At 68.9% G+C, this 15245-nt stretch carries 12 protein-coding genes; 4 read left to right on the forward strand and 8 right to left on the reverse strand.

Annotated elements, in window-relative coordinates; genetic code table 11:
- Positions 1–6: 6 nt before the first annotated feature.
- Both RBS60_RS12010 and RBS60_RS12015 read left to right on the forward strand, forming a co-directional pair.
- Positions 7–1077, forward strand: a complete 1071-nt coding sequence (locus RBS60_RS12010; RefSeq protein ID WP_307957791.1) for a zinc-dependent alcohol dehydrogenase family protein — start codon at positions 7–9, stop codon at positions 1075–1077.
- A complete protein-coding gene (locus tag RBS60_RS12015) occupies positions 1074–1508 on the forward strand; it encodes a nucleoside deaminase (protein WP_307957792.1) in 435 nt (144 codons plus the stop codon). Before RBS60_RS12010 ends, RBS60_RS12015 begins: the two co-directional genes overlap by 4 nt.
- Positions 1509–1569: 61 nt before the next feature.
- On the opposite strand, the gene RBS60_RS12020 is transcribed toward RBS60_RS12015, so the two are convergent.
- The 6 genes from RBS60_RS12020 to RBS60_RS12045 all read right to left on the reverse strand — a co-directional run bounded on the left by RBS60_RS12020 (position 1570) and on the right by RBS60_RS12045 (position 8987).
- On the reverse strand, positions 1570–2388 hold the full coding sequence (locus tag RBS60_RS12020; protein ID WP_307957793.1) for an IclR family transcriptional regulator: 819 nt from the start codon (positions 2386–2388) through the stop codon (positions 1570–1572).
- Positions 2389–2506: 118 nt separating this feature from the next.
- The gene (locus RBS60_RS12025) at positions 2507–3874 is read right to left on the reverse strand and encodes an MFS transporter (RefSeq protein WP_307957794.1); all 1368 of its coding nucleotides are present in this window, start codon (positions 3872–3874) and stop codon (positions 2507–2509) included.
- Between the two features lie 128 nt (positions 3875–4002).
- Positions 4003–4788 (reverse strand): IclR family transcriptional regulator, encoded by a 786-nt coding sequence (locus RBS60_RS12030; protein ID WP_307957795.1) that lies wholly within the window; start codon positions 4786–4788, stop codon positions 4003–4005.
- A gap of 254 nt (positions 4789–5042) precedes the next feature.
- Positions 5043–6302, reverse strand: a complete 1260-nt coding sequence (locus RBS60_RS12035; RefSeq protein WP_307957796.1) for an aminopeptidase P family protein — start codon at positions 6300–6302, stop codon at positions 5043–5045.
- A 221-nt stretch (positions 6303–6523) separates the two neighbouring features.
- A complete protein-coding gene (locus RBS60_RS12040; RefSeq protein WP_307957797.1) occupies positions 6524–7297 on the reverse strand; it encodes a creatininase in 774 nt (257 codons plus the stop codon).
- A 91-nt stretch (positions 7298–7388) separates the two neighbouring features.
- Complete coding sequence (locus RBS60_RS12045) at positions 7389–8987, reverse strand: cytosine permease (RefSeq protein ID WP_307957798.1); 1599 nt, start codon at positions 8985–8987, stop codon at positions 7389–7391.
- Between the two features lie 151 nt (positions 8988–9138).
- Here RBS60_RS12045 and RBS60_RS12050 point away from each other — a divergent pair, with 151 nt between their 5' ends.
- A complete protein-coding gene (locus tag RBS60_RS12050; RefSeq protein ID WP_307957799.1) occupies positions 9139–10644 on the forward strand; it encodes a PucR family transcriptional regulator ligand-binding domain-containing protein in 1506 nt (501 codons plus the stop codon).
- 117 nt (positions 10645–10761) lie between these two features.
- On the forward strand, positions 10762–11424 hold the full coding sequence (locus RBS60_RS12055) for a GntR family transcriptional regulator (RefSeq protein ID WP_307957800.1): 663 nt from the start codon (positions 10762–10764) through the stop codon (positions 11422–11424).
- 134 nt (positions 11425–11558) lie between these two features.
- On the opposite strand, the gene RBS60_RS12060 is transcribed toward RBS60_RS12055, so the two are convergent.
- Positions 11559–14078 carry an FAD-dependent oxidoreductase gene (locus RBS60_RS12060; protein ID WP_307957801.1) on the reverse strand — a complete coding sequence of 840 codons (2520 nt, stop codon included), beginning with the start codon at positions 14076–14078 and terminating at the stop codon, positions 11559–11561.
- A 41-nt stretch (positions 14079–14119) separates the two neighbouring features.
- Positions 14120–15016: a formyltetrahydrofolate deformylase gene (purU, locus tag RBS60_RS12065; RefSeq protein ID WP_307957802.1), complete on the reverse strand. Its 897-nt coding sequence runs from the start codon at positions 15014–15016 to the stop codon at positions 14120–14122.
- Between the last annotated feature and the right edge of the window lie 229 nt (positions 15017–15245).

Consider the following 15245-nt stretch of genomic DNA (forward strand, 5'->3'; position numbering starts at 1 on the left):
GCATCCATGCGCGCCACCATGATCTACGGAACCCGTGATATCCGCGTCGAGGACCGCCCCGACCCCGACGTGCTGCTTCCCGGAGACGCCGTGGTGCGCGTGACTGCCGCGTGTGTGTGCGGGTCTGACCTCTGGCCCTACCGGGGCGTCCGGGAGATCACCGAGGCCAAGCCGATCGGACACGAGTTCGTGGGCGTCGTCGAGGCAGTGGGCGCGGACGTCACGGTGGTCAAGGTCGGGGACTTCGTCGTGGCGCCGTGGGCCATCTCGTGCGGGGAGTGCCCGCCGTGCCGCAACGGGGTGCAGGTCGCCTGCGAGCACCGTGCGGCCTGGGGCGCGACCGACGAGCATGGACTCCCGGTCGACGGCGGCCAGAGCGAGCGCGTGCGGGTCCCCATGGCCAACGGCACGCTCGTGCCGGTCCCCGGAGTCACCGAGCCTGACGAGGCCCTCACGAAGAGCCTCCTGACCCTCTCCGACGTTATGGGCACGGGCCATCACGCGGCGCTCGCCGCGGGCGTGGGTCCGGGCCGGAGCGTCGTAGTGGTGGGCGACGGCGCCGTGGGCCTCTGCGGGGTCCTCGCGGCGAAGCGTCTGGGGGCCGAGCGGATCATCGCGATGTCCCGGCACGAGGACCGGGCCGCGATCGCACGGCAGTTCGGGGCGACGGACGTTGTCGCGGTGCGCGGCAAGGAGGCCGCCGAGACGGTCCGCGGGCTGCTCGGTGGTGTCCTCGCCGATTCGGTCCTCGAATGCGTCGGGACCCACGAGTCGATGGATCAGGCGCTGCGCTGCACGCGGCCCGGCGGAAGCCTCGGATTCGTCGGGGTGCCCGCGGGAGGTTCCGACCTTCCGATCGGAACCCTGTTCTCGAAGAACATCTCCGTGGGCGGTGGCGCGGCCTCGACGCGCCACTACCTTCCCGAGCTGCTTGCCGATGTCCTCTCGGGCGCCATCAATCCCGGGCTCGTCTTCGACTCGGTCATGCCGCTCGAGGATGCGGCCGAAGCCTACAAGGCCATGGACGAGCGCCGCGCGACCAAGGTCATGCTCGTCCCCGCTGCGGCAGCGCGATGAGTGACGCCGGGTTCGAGGCGGCGCTCGCGGCAGCCCGAGATGGTCTAGCGGAGGGCGGCATCCCGATCGGCGCAGCGATCCTGCGCGGAGGCGAGGTGATCGCCGTGGGGCACAATGAGCGCGTCCAGAGCGGGGATCCGATCGCCCACGGGGAGATGGCCGCGCTCCGCGCGGCGGGGCGTCAACGCACGTACCGTGACACGGTCCTCTACACGACGCTCGCCCCGTGCGCGATGTGCTCGGGAACGATCATCCAGTTCAAGATTCCGCGCGTTGTGGTGGGGGAGGCCCGCACGTTTCCCGGCGAGATCGAGCTGTTGCGCTCGCGGGGCGTGGAGGTCGAGGTTCTCGACGATCAGCGTTGCGTCGAGATGATGCGCGACTTCCAGCGTGAACGGCCTGCGCTGTGGGCGGAGGACATCGGAGAGTGACCCTCGGGTTGCAGGGAGGTGACTCCGCATCGTGGGGAGGTGACTCCGCATTGTGGGGAGGTCAGGAAGCGCCCTTCGCGGGGTTCCCGCCGAGGCGTCGCGTGATATCGGCCGCCGCCCGCGCGCACGCTTCCCCGAGCGCTGCGAGCTGCTCGGGCGAGACCCGGAACCGCGGCGCGGACACGAGCACGGCGGCGACCACTTCGCCACGGTGGTCGTGCACGGGGGAGGAGACTCCGACCTCCTCGATCGATGTCTCGCCGTAGTTGACGGCATAGCCTCGCGCCGTCGCGTCGGCGAGCCGGTCCGCAAAGGCGGCCAGGCCGGCGTCGTCCGCGTCCCGATAGGCGACGATGCCGCCCGTGAGGAGCGCGTGGACCCGTTCGGGCGGCAGCGCCGCGAGGAAGACCTGGACCGAGGCGGAGAGCGCGGTCGCGTAGCGGGTGCCGAGCGTCGTGGTGTGCTTGACCTGATGCCTGCTCGGGACCTGCTCGACCGAGACGGCCTCCTGTCCGTTCCACAGCAGGAGTGCGCTCGTCTCCCCGGTCGTCTCGGTGAGGTCCCGCAGCACGGGGTAGGCCGCCCGCCGCACGTCCAGATCGGCCAGGAGCGGGCCCGCGACGCCGATGATCCCGAGGCCGAGCCGGTACCGGCGCGACGTGGTGTCCCGCTCGACGAGGTCCTCCGACTCGAGGGTCGAGAGGATGCGGGACGCCGAGCTCTTGTGCAGGCCCACGCGGGCCGCGATCTCCGTGACACCGAGGAGCGGCTCGTCGACGCTGAAGCAGCGCAGCACCGCGATCGCATTCGAGATGGGGGAGGTGCCGCGCGCCTCGGCGTCGCCGGTGGCTACGCGCGGGGCCGGGTCGTTCTCAGTCATGGATCTCACCTTAGGCGGTGCGACGGTGTGGGGTGCGGCGGTCGACGGCGGCGCCGCATCCCCGCTGACAGTGGCAGCAGGGATGCGGCGCCACCGTGCGCGCCACGCGGTGCAGCGGTCAGTGCGTGAGTGGCCTGCGCGAGGTCTCCTTGGCGCACAACACCGCGACGAGGGAGATGGCCGCGGCCGCCACGAGGTACCAAGCGGGGGCGAGGTTCGTGTGCAGGAGCCCGATGAGGAGGGTGGCCATGAACGGCGCTGTCCCGCCGAACACCGCGTTGGCGAGGTTGAAGCTCACCGCGAAGCCCGAGTAGCGGATGCGGGTCGGGAAGAGTTCCGCAAGGAAGCTCGGCAGGGTGCCGTCATTGAGCGTGAGCATCGCGCCCAGCCCGATCTCGACGAGCAGGATCACGGCGAAGTTGCCCGTGTTCAGCAGCGCGAAGGCCGGGACGGTGAGCACGATGAACAGCACGGACGCGGTGAGCAGCACGGCCTTGCGTCCGTACCGGTCCGAGGCGAGGCCCGTCAGGAAGATGAACCCGATGTACGTCAGGAGTGCCACCGTCGTGGCGAAGAAGGACTCGGTCTCGCCGAAACCGAGCTCGGTCGAGAGGTACGTGGGCATGTAGGAGAGGATCACGTAGAAGCCCACCGCGTTCAGGAGCACAGCGCCGACGGCGAGCACGAGCGAGCGCCAGTGGTGGGCGAACATGTCCTTGACGGGGGCGTGGATCACCTCGTCCTCCTTCGCGAGCTCACGGAAGACGGGCGTGTCCTCGAGCTTGGTGCGGATGTACCGGCCGATGAGGCCCATGGGGGCCGCGAGGAGGAACGGCAGGCGCCAGCCCCACGCGGCCATCTGGTCCGCGCTGAGGGTGAGGGAGAGGACAGCGGCCAGGAGCGAGCCGAGGAGGAGTCCGGCGGCCGTCGACGCCGGGACGACGGCCGCGTAGAGGCCGCGGCGGTTCGCCGGGGCATACTCGACCAGGAACGCCGAGGCGCCCGCGTACTCGCCGGCGGCGGAGAAGCCCTGGATCACGCGGATCACGAGCAGAATGATCGGGGCGCCCATGCCGATGAGGCTGTAGGACGGGATGAGCGCGATGCAGAACGTCGCGCCGCTCATGATGAGGATGGAGAGGGAGAGGGCCGTGCGGCGGCCGAGCCGGTCACCGATGTGGCCCCACACGAAGCCGCCCAGCGGGCGGACGAAGAATGAGATCGCGAACACGGCAAACGTGGCCAGGAGCGCCGTCTGATGGTCCGACTCGGGGAAGAAGGCCGTCGCGATGGTCGAGGCGAGATAGCCATACACCGCGTAGTCGAACCACTCGACGAAGTTGCCGATGAAGCTGCCCCAGATGACCCGGCGGCGTGCCTGCTTGCCGATGCCCTGGCCATCGTTGGGACGGGGGTGACCGCTCAGGGAGGCGTCGCCGTCGACGCCCTCTCCTGTGGCCAGCTGGGGGAGGTGCTCGGTGCTCATGGGATAGAAACCACCTGAACTCAAGGGTTGCAATTAGTGCAACTCGGTTGCACCAGAATACGTGTGGTTCGCGTCACGAACAAGGGCTACCCGGGAGTTGCCCTTCCAGATCGTCCCTGAGCCCCTGCTCAGCCTGCCACGCGCTGTGCGGGGGCACCGCCGAGCCTGCGCGTGATGTCGGCAGCCGAATCGGCGCAGGCCTCGCCGAGGGCAGCGAGTTGCTCAGGGGACACGCGGAACCGCGGGGCCGAGACGAGGACTGCGGCGGTCACGTCGCCGCGGTGGTCGAAGACGGGCGAGGAGACGCCGACCTCCTCGATCGAGGTCTCCCCGTAGTTGACGGCATAGCCCCTCGCGGTCGCCTCGGCGAGGCGGTCCGCGAAGGCGGCCAGGCCGGCGTCGTCCGTCTGGGTGTACGCGATCGTGCCGCCCGTCAGCAGGGTCTTCCGATGGGCGGCCGGCAGCGTTGCGAGGAAGACCTGGACGGAGGCCGAGAGCGCCGTCCGGTAGCGGGTGCCGAGGGAGGTGGTGTGCTTGACCAGATGGGGACTCGGCACCTGCTCCACGGACACCGCATGGTGGCCGTTCCACAGCAGCAGCGCGCTTGTCTCCCCGGTCCGCTCGGCGAGGTCGCGCAGGACGGGCCGCGCGACGCGCCGCTCCTCGAGGTCGGCCAGAAGCGGCCCTGCGATGCCGATGACCCCGAGCCCGAGCCGGTACCGGCGCGTCATCGGGTCCCGTTCGACCACGTCCTCGGCCTCGAGCGTTGCAAGGATCCGCGAGACGGAACTCTTGTGCAGGCCCACGCGGGCCGCGACCTCCGTGACGCCCAGCATCGGCTCATCGACGCTGAAGCAGCGCAGCACCGCGATCGCATTCGAGATCGGGGATGCGCCGCGAAGGTCCTCGGGCATCGTCGCGTTCCTTTCCGTGGTCTGGGGGCAGACGACGGCGGCGCCGCCCCCCGCGTGGGCGGGGGGGGGCGCCGGCGGGGGGGCGCGGGCCGGGCGGGGCTGGGGGGGGGCCGCCCGCGGGGGCGCCCCCCCCGGGGGGGGGGGGGGGCGCCGCCGCCGTGCTTGCGCTCGCAGTCAGGGTCTGCAGTCCATCCGCGTGCGCGCTTCCGGGGCCGTCCGCGTGACGGCGCGGTCCCGGGGTCTGGACGCCGGGATCAGGCCTCGACGATGTTGTGCTCCGGGCCGAACCCGAACTTGGTGATGTTCTCGACCGAGTCCTCGCCGATCACGAGGATGTCGTGCTCGCGGTAGCCACCGGCGCCCGGGAGGCCGTCCGCGACCGTGATCATCGGCTCCATCGAGACGACCATGCCCGGCTCGAGCACCGTGTCGATGTCCTCGCGGAGCTCAAGGCCCGCCTCGCGGCCGTAGTAGTGGGAGAGGACGCCGAACGAGTGGCCGTAGCCGAACGTGCGGTTGGCCAGGAGGCCGTAGCCGATGTAGATCTCGTTGAGCTCCGCGGCGATGTCCTTGCAGACCGCGCCCGGCTTGATGAGCTCGAGGCCGCGGCGGTGCACCTCGACGTTGATGTTCCACAGGCGCAGGCTCTCCTCGTCCGGCTGGCCGAGGAAGAGGGTGCGCTCGAGGGCCGTGTAGTAGCCGGAGGTCATCGGGAAGCAGTTCAGGGAGAGGATGTCGCCCTTCTCCAGCTTGCGGGTCGTGGCCCAGTTGTGGGCGCCGTCCGTGTTGATGCCGGACTGGAACCAGACCCAGGTGTCGCGGACTTCGCGGTGCGGGAAGGTCTTGGCGATCTCGTGGACCATGGCCTCGGTGCCGATGAGGGCGACCTCGTACTCGGTGATGCCCTCGCGGATCGCATTGCGGATGGCCTCGCCGCCGAGGTCGCCGATGCGGGCGCCGTGCTTGATGACCTCGATCTCTTCGGCCGACTTGAACATGCGCTGGCGCATGGCGTCCTGGGAGACGTCGAGGAGCTCGGCGCCCGGGAAGGCGGCGGCGATCTTCTCGCGGACCAGGGTCGGGAGGGCGTCGTCCTCGACGCCGAGGCGGGTGGCCTTGACGCCGCGCTGGCGCAGGGCCTCCTGCAGGCCGAAGAAGAAGTTGTCGCGGCGCCAGTCGGTGTAGACGATGTTCTCGCCGTACGAGGTGCGCCACGGCATGCCGGCGTCGATGTTCGCGGTGATGGTGACCGAGTCGTCGGCGGTGACGACCAGGGCGTAGTTGCGGCCGAACGTCGTGTAGAGGAAGTCCGAGTAGTACTTGATGCCGTGGTAGGAGGTCAGGATGACCGCGTCCAGGCCCTTGGCGGCCATGATCTGGCGGAGGCCGGAGAGGCGACGCTCAAACTCCGCATCGGAGAACGTGAGCTGGCCCTTGCTGCCGTTGTGGAGCACCTTGAGGCGCTCGAGCTCGGCGACGTCGGTAACGGACGTGGGGTTCAGGTCGACGGACATGGTGGGACTCCTTGTCTGGGGGTTCTGCGTGGGTTGGTGTCCTGGGCCTGGTCCGTGCTGCTCTGCGCGGACTGCTGTGTGGGGCTGTCCGCGGACTGCGCTGTCAGGCTGTGACCGGTGAAATCTTGGTTGCGATAAACGCAACCTTGTTGCATCAAACTATCTGTGAATGGAATCACTGTCAAGCGATTGCCCAACTGCGTTGCATTCGTTGCAACTACTCAGTTTCGGGGTGCGCGGATCTCCGCACCGATCTCGTCGGCGAGGGCCTTCGAGGTGCGTTCGAGGAGCAGCTCTCCCGCCGCTTCCGAGGCCGCCGCCGCCGATGAGAGGCAGCCCGAGGCCGGTGTCAGTTCGGGACGCACGGGCAGCACGTCGTAGCGCGGCAGCAGCGCCGGCGGGAGGTCCATGACCTTGTCGAGGCGCACGAGCTCGGGGTGCAGGTGGAGCATGAGCGAGGTCTCGAGCACTCCGCCGTGCTCGACGTCCCAGCCGGGGAAGGCGCCCCGGTAGATCTCGTCGATGGTCTCCTGGCCCACGAAGTCCCAGTAGGAGACGAGGACGGCCGAGACGTCCTGGCCCCGCGCGGCGAGCTCACTCGTGGCCTGCTCGGCGCCCTCGTAGAGGAACTGGTAGTTCTCGTAGTGGCCGTTGAGGAAGATGATCCGGCTGGCCCCGTGGCGCGCGAACTCGAGGACGAGCGTGCGGGCGATCGCGATGAGCGTCGTCGCGTCCAGGCTCGTGGTGCCGCCGAGGTGATTGCCGCCGCCCGAGCGCTGCTGCGACTTGTACCCGTAGACGATCGGGGCCGCGACGAGTCCGTTGAGCGAGCGTGCGAGCTGCTCGCTCATCGCCTTCGAGAGCAGGACGTCCGTGTTGAGCGGGAGGTGCGGGCCGTGCTGCTCTACCGAGCCGACGGGGATGATGATCGGGGCCCCGCCGGCGACGGCCTCGCGGTAGGTGAAGGCGTCGATCTCTTCCATGAAGACAGACATGGGGATTCTCCTAGGTGTCGGAACACAGGGGTCAGAACGCAGAGGGCCGGCCCAAAGGGTGGGCCGGCCCTCAGCGTGTGTTCGTGGCAGGTCAGACGGCTGGAGCTGGGTTCCGCTCCGGGGTCTCGGCGTCGCCCGCGGCTTCAGCTGCCGGTGCGGGGACCCGTTCCGCGTCCGGGCGGTGCTGGGTCGCATCGCCGTGCGTGTCGAGGAAGTGCTCGTCGCTCACGTCCGCCCTGATCCCCAGGGGGATGCCGTGGTGGATGCGGTTCTTGAACCGGGGATAGCCGATGGCGAAGTACAGGATGCCCGAGGTCAGGGTTCCGGCGAGCCAGGAGAGGTCGACGCCGCCCATCGCGGTGGCCATCGGGCCCTGGAGGACCGGGTCCGATCCGTACATGAACACCCAGGTCATGAACAGGCCGACGATGAACGAGATGAGTGCTGCAGGGTTGACGGCCTTGAGGTGAGTGTCCTTCGGGCTGAGGAACAGGTAGCCGAAGTTCTTGTGCTTGCGCTCGAAGACGAAGTAGTGGACCACCATGATGCCGCCCCACGTCGCGACCCAGGCGACGATTGCGCCGAGCCAGTTGTCAAGGAGCGTCGCGAAGTCCTCGGCGAAGAGGAAGAAGATGACCGCCACCATCGAGAGGCAGCCGACGAGGATCGAGAGCGCCTTGCGGCCGATCCGGATGTCGAGGGCCTGAGCGGCAACGCCGAACGTGTACAGGTTGATGATGTTGGTGGCGATCGGGCCGTGGATCACGAGCAGGATCACCGGGATGGCCATGACGCCGAAGCTCTTGACGATCAGCTCGCCGGGATCCGCCGTGCCGTTCATCGTTGCGAGGCTCGCGCCCAGGAGACCGAGCCACACGACGGGAAGGAACTGGCCCAGGACCGAGGTGAAGTACAGCTTCCTCTTCGGGATGCTCTGGGAGACAAAGCGGGAGTAGTCGGGGGCGTAGGTGAACCAGCCGATGCCCCAGCCGATGCCGATGGCGGTCATGATCCCGGACATCGCGGCGATGCGCTCAGGGCCTTCGAGAATGGCGCCAGCAGCACCCTGGTAGTTCCAGTCGATGGGGAGCTGGGTCCAGGCGATGATGGACATGCCCACGAGGACGAGAAGGGTGGGCGGCATGGTGATGCGCTCGAACTTGGCGATCGCTCCATAGCCGCGGTAGCAGATCGCGACCTGCACCCCCATGATGATCGCAGCGATGACGATCTTCCAGGCGAGGTTCTGCTGGGTCGGATCGACCCAGCCGATCATGCCGAAGAGTGCCATGACCAGATCCAGGATGACCCATGTGTTCACGGCGGACCAGCCGACCGCCACGAGCGCCTGGATGGCCGCGGGGAGATAAGCGCCGCGGCGGCCGAACGCGCCGCGGGCGAGGAGCATGCCGGTTGCGCCGGTCTTCTGCCCGAGGAGGACGAAGAAGCCGAAGCCGACCATGCCGATGAGGTTGCCGACGACGAGGACCGTCATGGTGTCAGCGAGCCCGAGGCCCATGTTGATGCCCAAGGCGCCGAGGATCCAGTTGATGGGGGCAACATTGGCCCCAGCCCAGATCCAGAACTGCCCGGAAACCTTGGTGGTGCGAGCTGACTCTGGAACGGGCTGCAGGACGTCTTCGACGACGTGCGTGGCGTTCTCAGTCTTGCTCTGAGTACGAAGGCTCATGTGAGACTGCTTTCTTGAAGGGGACCGCTGGGGGGAGCGAGCCGGCTTGGTTTCAAGCGTAGGTGTGGGGTGAGTCACCTCATAGACTCTTTCTGTCGCCTACCCATGAGTCATCGGGCGACTATCTGTCTCCTATGAGGTGCGGTTGCCAATGTCTCTTCCCCTGAGCGAAATCCTTGCTGGCGGTGTGCTCTCCTTGGGTGCGCCCGTCGTGGTCGGCGGAGCGTCCGCCGTTGGCCGGGCACGTGTCCGATGGGTCCATTCGAGCGAGGTGCTCGAGATCGCTCCGCTGCTCTCCGGCGGGGAGCTGCTGCTCACCGGAGGCGCGGCGCTGCTCGCGCTCAAGCCCGCAGCACAGGTGGAATATGTGTGGAGCCTCGCGTCCCGGCGGGTCGCCGCGCTTGCCGTCGAGACCGCCGGCACCGGGCGCCATCTGCCCGCCGAGCTGGTTGCCGCCGCCGACGAGGCGGGGCTCCCCCTCGTCGAGCTGCGCCAGGTGGTGCCGTTCGTCGAGGTCGCCGAGGCCGTGAACCGGCGGATCGTCTCGGGCCAGGTGAATGCGCTTCAGATTGCCGACCGGCTGTCGCAGGACCTCACCGAGCGGATTGCGAGCTCTGGCGCCCAGCTCAGCCCGCTCGTCGCGCTCATCGCCGAGACCCTCGGGGTGTTCGTCCGCGTGGTTGACACGCGGGGCTCGCTGCTCGCCGTCGCCGGTCCCGAGCCGATGGAGGGTGCCCACGGCCCGGAGACCGAACTCGCGGTAGGAGGGATCGGCGTCGCCCGCCTTGAACTCATCGGCGGCCCGGCAGCGGACGTCGAGCTGCTCGAGACGGTGATCGCCCGGGTGCGGAGCATCGTGGCGCTTGCCCTCGCCCAGCAGCACCGGCCGAGCCTGGCGCGGCTCGCCGAAGACGAGCTGTTGAGGCTTATCGGAGCCGGTGGGGGAGGCGACCGCCTCGTCGAGCTGTGCCAGGCGGCAGGGATCGGGCCCGAGCAGCCTGTCGTCATGGCCGTGGTGCGGCGGCCCGCCGAGGGATCGGCGGACATCGAGCAGCGTGCCCGTCAGGCCCTGCCTTCGGCTCGGCTGATCGTGGACGGTGCGTGGGTGGACATGCTCATCCCGCTCCCCGCACCCAGCCATCATGCGGAGCGCGAGCTCCTCCTGGGGGAGCTGAGGCAGGCTGTGTCCCGCGCTGGACTCACGGGTGCCCTCGGGCCGACGGCGGCAACCATCCGCCAGGCGGCCTTCTCGCTCGCGGAGGCGCGGGTGACGTGGCGGCTGGGCCGCTCGTCTAAATGGACGGACGCGATCCATGACGCCTCTGACTTCCTCGTCGAGCGCACGGCCGAGCGTTCGCTCCCACGCGGCGTCGTGGACGCCATCGTGGAGGAGGCGCTCGGTGAACTCATCCGGCTTGACCAGCGCAACGGCGGCGAACTGGTCCGCACCCTCGATGTGTGGATCGCGTCCGGCTGCAATGCGACCGAGTCTGCCGAGATCCTCTTCCTCGAACGGCAGTCGCTGCACAAGCGGCTGCGCCGCATCTTCGGCGCGATCGGCGGCGATCCGCGCGGACGGGGCAAACTCGGGGGTCTGGCCTTTGCGGCCAAGCTCGTGCGCGGCAACGCACAACTGCGGGAGGATCTCCGTCCGTGAGGCCACCGTCCGCGACGGCGGCCCGCGTTCCCGGGCGTCCTGGTACGTGGCGCGGGAGGCACACGTCTGATATATCTATGGGAGCCACTCCGGGTGGCTGGACCGGACGGAGGCTTCATGTCGGGCGGAAGAACTGCCAATGCGGCGGGCCGCACGCTCGCGGAGCACGCGTACCTCGAGCTGCGTGAGCGCATCATCGACATGCGACTGCGCCCGGGATCGGCTCTCGATGAGGAAGAGCTCATGAGGGAGCTCGGCGTGGGCCGGACCCCGATGCGTGAGGCCGTCAAGCGGCTCGAATCGGACCGCATGCTCACCGTCTACCCGAGACGCGGGACGATCGTCTCCGACGTCAACATCAAGGATCTTCGCGCGATCTCCGACGCCCGCCGTGTGCTCGAGGCCTTCGCCGCCAGGCGGGCTGCCGAGCAGGTCACCGATGAGGACCGGGTGCTCCTGCGTGCGTGCCTGGACGATCTCGCCCGGGACGGCGCCACCTCCAACCTGGACGCCATGGACGTCGACGAGCGCATCCACCGCACGGTCTACACGATCATGCGCAACACGTACGTCGAGGCGACCCTCCTGCAGTACTTCAACCTGTCGCAGCGCATGTGGAACTTCGTGCTGGCGGGGCTGGCTCCGATCACGGCCAATGTCCACGAGCACACGGACCTCCTGACGGCGATCATGGACGGCGATCCCGATCGGGCGGCCGCCCTTGCGGAGCAGCATGTGACGCACTTCGAGGACCTCGTCCGGAACGCGCTGATCCGCTGAGCGGCTGATCCCGCTGATCCGCTGATCGGGACCGGCCTGACGTCCTGGGACCCTGACGCAGGCGGACGACGGCGGGCCCCGACTCACCGGGATGGTGCCGGTGAGTCGGGGGCCGCCTCGCGCGGTGAGGTGCCTCAGGCGCGGATCTTGGCCATCTCGGGGTCGATGAGCGGCTCGGTCTGGACGGTTGCGGCGATGCGAGTGCCGAAGTACTCGATCTCGACCGTGTCGCCGGCCTCGACGTGGCCCGGGAGCCACGCGTACGCGACCGGCTTGCCGACGCTGTGGCCGAAGGCTGCGCTCGTCACGTAGCCCGCGGCGGTGCCGTCGAGGTAGACGGGCTCCTTGCCCAGGACCATCGAGGCGCCGTCGTCCACGGTGAGGCAGCGAAGGCGGCGGCGCGGCGTCGTGCCAGCCGTGGCCTCGAGGGCAGGCCTGCCCGCGAAGTCGCCTTTGGCCGGGCGGACGGCGAAGTCGAGGCCTGCCTCGGCTGGGGTGTGCTCGGTGGTCATGTCCGTTCCCCACGAGCGGTAGCCCTTCTCGAGGCGGAGGCTGTTGAAGGCGCTCCGGCCTGCGGCGATGAGGCCGAACGTCGATCCTGCGGACCACAGCGCATCCCACAGCCGCTGCCCGTACTCGGCGGAGGTGTAGATCTCCCAGCCGAGCTCGCCGACGTACGAGAGGCGCATGACGCGGACGGGAATGCCCGCGATCGTCGTCGAGACGGCCCTGAAGTACTTGAGGCCGCCGTTGGAGAGGTCGGCTGCGGCGAGCGGCTGGACGAGGTCGCGGGCCCGGGGCCCCCATACCCCGAGGCAGCATGTTCCGCCGGTGGTGTCGCGGACCTGGACCCACTCCTGCGGATTCGCGGCCGTCTGCCCGGCTGCCTCACGCGTGAGGTAGTCGAGGTCCTGGCCGCCGTTCGCGCCCACCTGGAAGAGGTCCTCGGAGATGCGGGCCACGGTGAGGTCGCTGCGGATGCCTCCGGCCTCGGTGAGCATGAGCGTGTAGGTGACCGACCCGACGCTCTTGTCGATCTGTCCGGTTGTGAGCCGCTGCAGGAGCCCGAGGGCTCCGGGGCCGAAGACCTCGAGCCGCTTGAGCGCGGTCATGTCGTACATCGCCACGTTGGTCCGGGTCGCGTGGGCCTCGGCCGCCGCGATCGGGGAGTCGAACTGGGCGGACCAGTCGTCCCGGGCCGGCGGCTGCCAGTCGGACGGGAGGGTGTCCAGCAGGCCGCGGTTGGCCTCGTACCACTGCGGGCGCTCCCAACCTGCGGCCTCGAGGAAGTAGCCGCCGAGCTCCCGCTGGCGGGCATGGAACGGCGAGACCCGCAGGCCCCGGGGAGACTGGCGCGGCTCGAGCGGGTGCTTGATGTCGTAGACCTCGACGAAGCTCTGCTTCGAGGTCTCCAGGACGTACTCGTCCTGCATCTGGATCTCTTCGAACCGCGCCACGTCGAGCTCATGCAGGTCGGTGGCGGACTGGCCGTCGACGAGGAGCTCCGCGACCGCCTTCGCGACCCCGGCTGAGTGGGTTACCCACACGGCCTCGGCGATGAAGAAGCCGCGCACCTCGGGGGACTCGCCCACGAGCGAGCCGCCGTCCGGGGTGAACGAGAAGATCCCGTTGAACGCGTCCGCGATCGCGGCGTCCTCGAGGGCCGGAAGGAGCTGCTTGGTGGCCTTGAAGGCCTGCTCGAAGTCTTCGGGCGTGAAGTCCAGGCGCGAGGGCATCGAGTGCTCGTCCATGTCCTTCCCCTCGACCGCGGGGAGCTCGTCGTAGCCGACCGCGATGGGGCGGTGGTCGTAGGAGCCGATGCCGAGGGACTCGCCGTGCTGGCGGAAGTACAGGCCGGCGTCCTGATGGCGGAGGATCGGCAGGGCCGCGGTGTTGCCGCCGCCGATGATGTGGCTGCCGCCCAGGGCGACGCCGTCGGCCAGCTCCGCGAGTTCGCGGACGGGCGTGGTCCTGACGTACTGGTGCGCCATCGGCACGAGCGGCACGCGCATGCCGATGAGCTCGCCGAGCGCCGGTCCCCAGAATCCCGCGGCGGAGACCACGAGGTCTGCGGGGATGACGTCGTCGCCCGTCCGCACACCGGTAACGCGTCCGCCGGCGCGCTCGATCCCGGTGACGCGCACCCCTCCCACGAGCCGTGCGCCGCGCTCCTGGGCGCGCTCGCGCAGGAGCTCGACGGCGAGCACTGCGGAAGCGAGCCCGTCGCCTGGCAGGTGCAGGCCACCCAGGACGAGGTCCTCGTCGATGAGCGGATGAAGGGCCTTGGCCTCTGCCGGGTCGACGAGCCGCGACTCGACGCCCCACGCTGTGGCCCACCCGTGGCGGCGCTTGAGCTCGGCGAGCCGGCGCTCGCTCGTGGCGATCTCGAGGCCCCCGACCGCGTTGAAGGCGCTGCAGCCGGGGCGGGAAAGCGTCGAGAGCTTGGCCGCAGTGTAGGCGGCGAACTCCGTCATGGTCTTGGACGAGTTGGTCTGGAAGACGAGGCCCGGGGCGTGGGACGTGGACCCGCCGGTGAGCGGAATCGGTCCCTTGTCGAGGACCGTGACGTCCGTCCAGCCCCTCGACGTGAGCTCGTCGGCGAGGTTGGACCCGACGATTCCGGCTCCGATGATGACAACGCGGGGTGAAGGCATGGCTGGATTCCTTGAGGGTTGTGGAAGGTCGGTGTGACGGGTCAGGGGAAGACGATAGTGCGGTGGCCGCTGAGCAGGACGCGGTTCTCGGCGTGCCACCGCACCGCCCGGGAGAGGGCGAGGGTCTCGGCGTCGCGGCCCACCGTGGCGAGTTCCTGGGGCGCCAGCCGATGGTCTACGCGGATGACCTCCTGCTCGATGATCGGGCCCTCGTCGAGGTCCGCCGTGACGTAGTGCGCCGTGGCTCCGATGTGCTTGACGCCGCGCGCGTGCGCCTGGTGGTACGGCTTGGCACCCTTGAAGCCGGGAAGGAAGGAATGGTGGATGTTGATCGCCCGGCCCGCGAGCATCCGGCACAGGCCGTCTGAGAGGACCTGCATGTAGCGGGCGAGGACCACGAGGTGGGCGTCGTAGCCCTCGATGACGGTCAGGAGCTCTGCCTCGGCCTCGGGCTTCGTTGCCGAGGTCACGGGGATGTGGATGAACGGAAGGCCTGCTGCCTCCGTCATGGGCCCAAGATCTGGGTGGTTGGACACGACGGCTACCAGCTCCGCGGCGAGGTTTCCGGATTTCCAGCGGTAGATGAGGTCATGCAGGCAGTGGTCGAGCTTCGAGACCATGACGAGCACCCTCGGCGGGGCGGACGGGTGGAACGTGAAGTCCATCCCGAAGTGCTCTGCCGTGCCGGCGAACTCGGATGCCAGCGACCCGGCGTCGATCGTCTCCCCAGCACGGAAAGCAGTACGGAGGTAGAGCGTGCGTTCGGCCGCGTCGTCGAACTGCTGGTGCTCGGTGATGTCGAACCCGCGCTCCACGAGGAACTGGGACACGGCGTGGACGATTCCACTGCGCTGCGGACACGAGAGCGTGAGGACGCCCTTGAACGTGCTGGCACCCTTGGCACTGTGCGGGGGCGTGAAGGCCGAGATGACTGTCATGGGAGATCCTTCGGGGTCTTCGATCCGTGGCCTCCGGGAGGCCGGTCCTATCCTATTGCTTTCGCATACAACTGATATATGACGACGGTAGTGGCCTGGATCACGATCGGTCAAGGGTTCTTTCGAGGGTCTTGACGGCTGCTGTGAGATGAGTCACTGTTGTGAATGTCGAAATGAGTTGCGCTAATCGCAATTCTCGAAGAATGTACCCGCCGTCACATCAGGAGCG

The organism is Sinomonas sp. ASV486 (assembly GCF_030908215.1).
GTDB classification, from domain to species: domain Bacteria; phylum Actinomycetota; class Actinomycetes; order Actinomycetales; family Micrococcaceae; genus Sinomonas; species Sinomonas puerhi.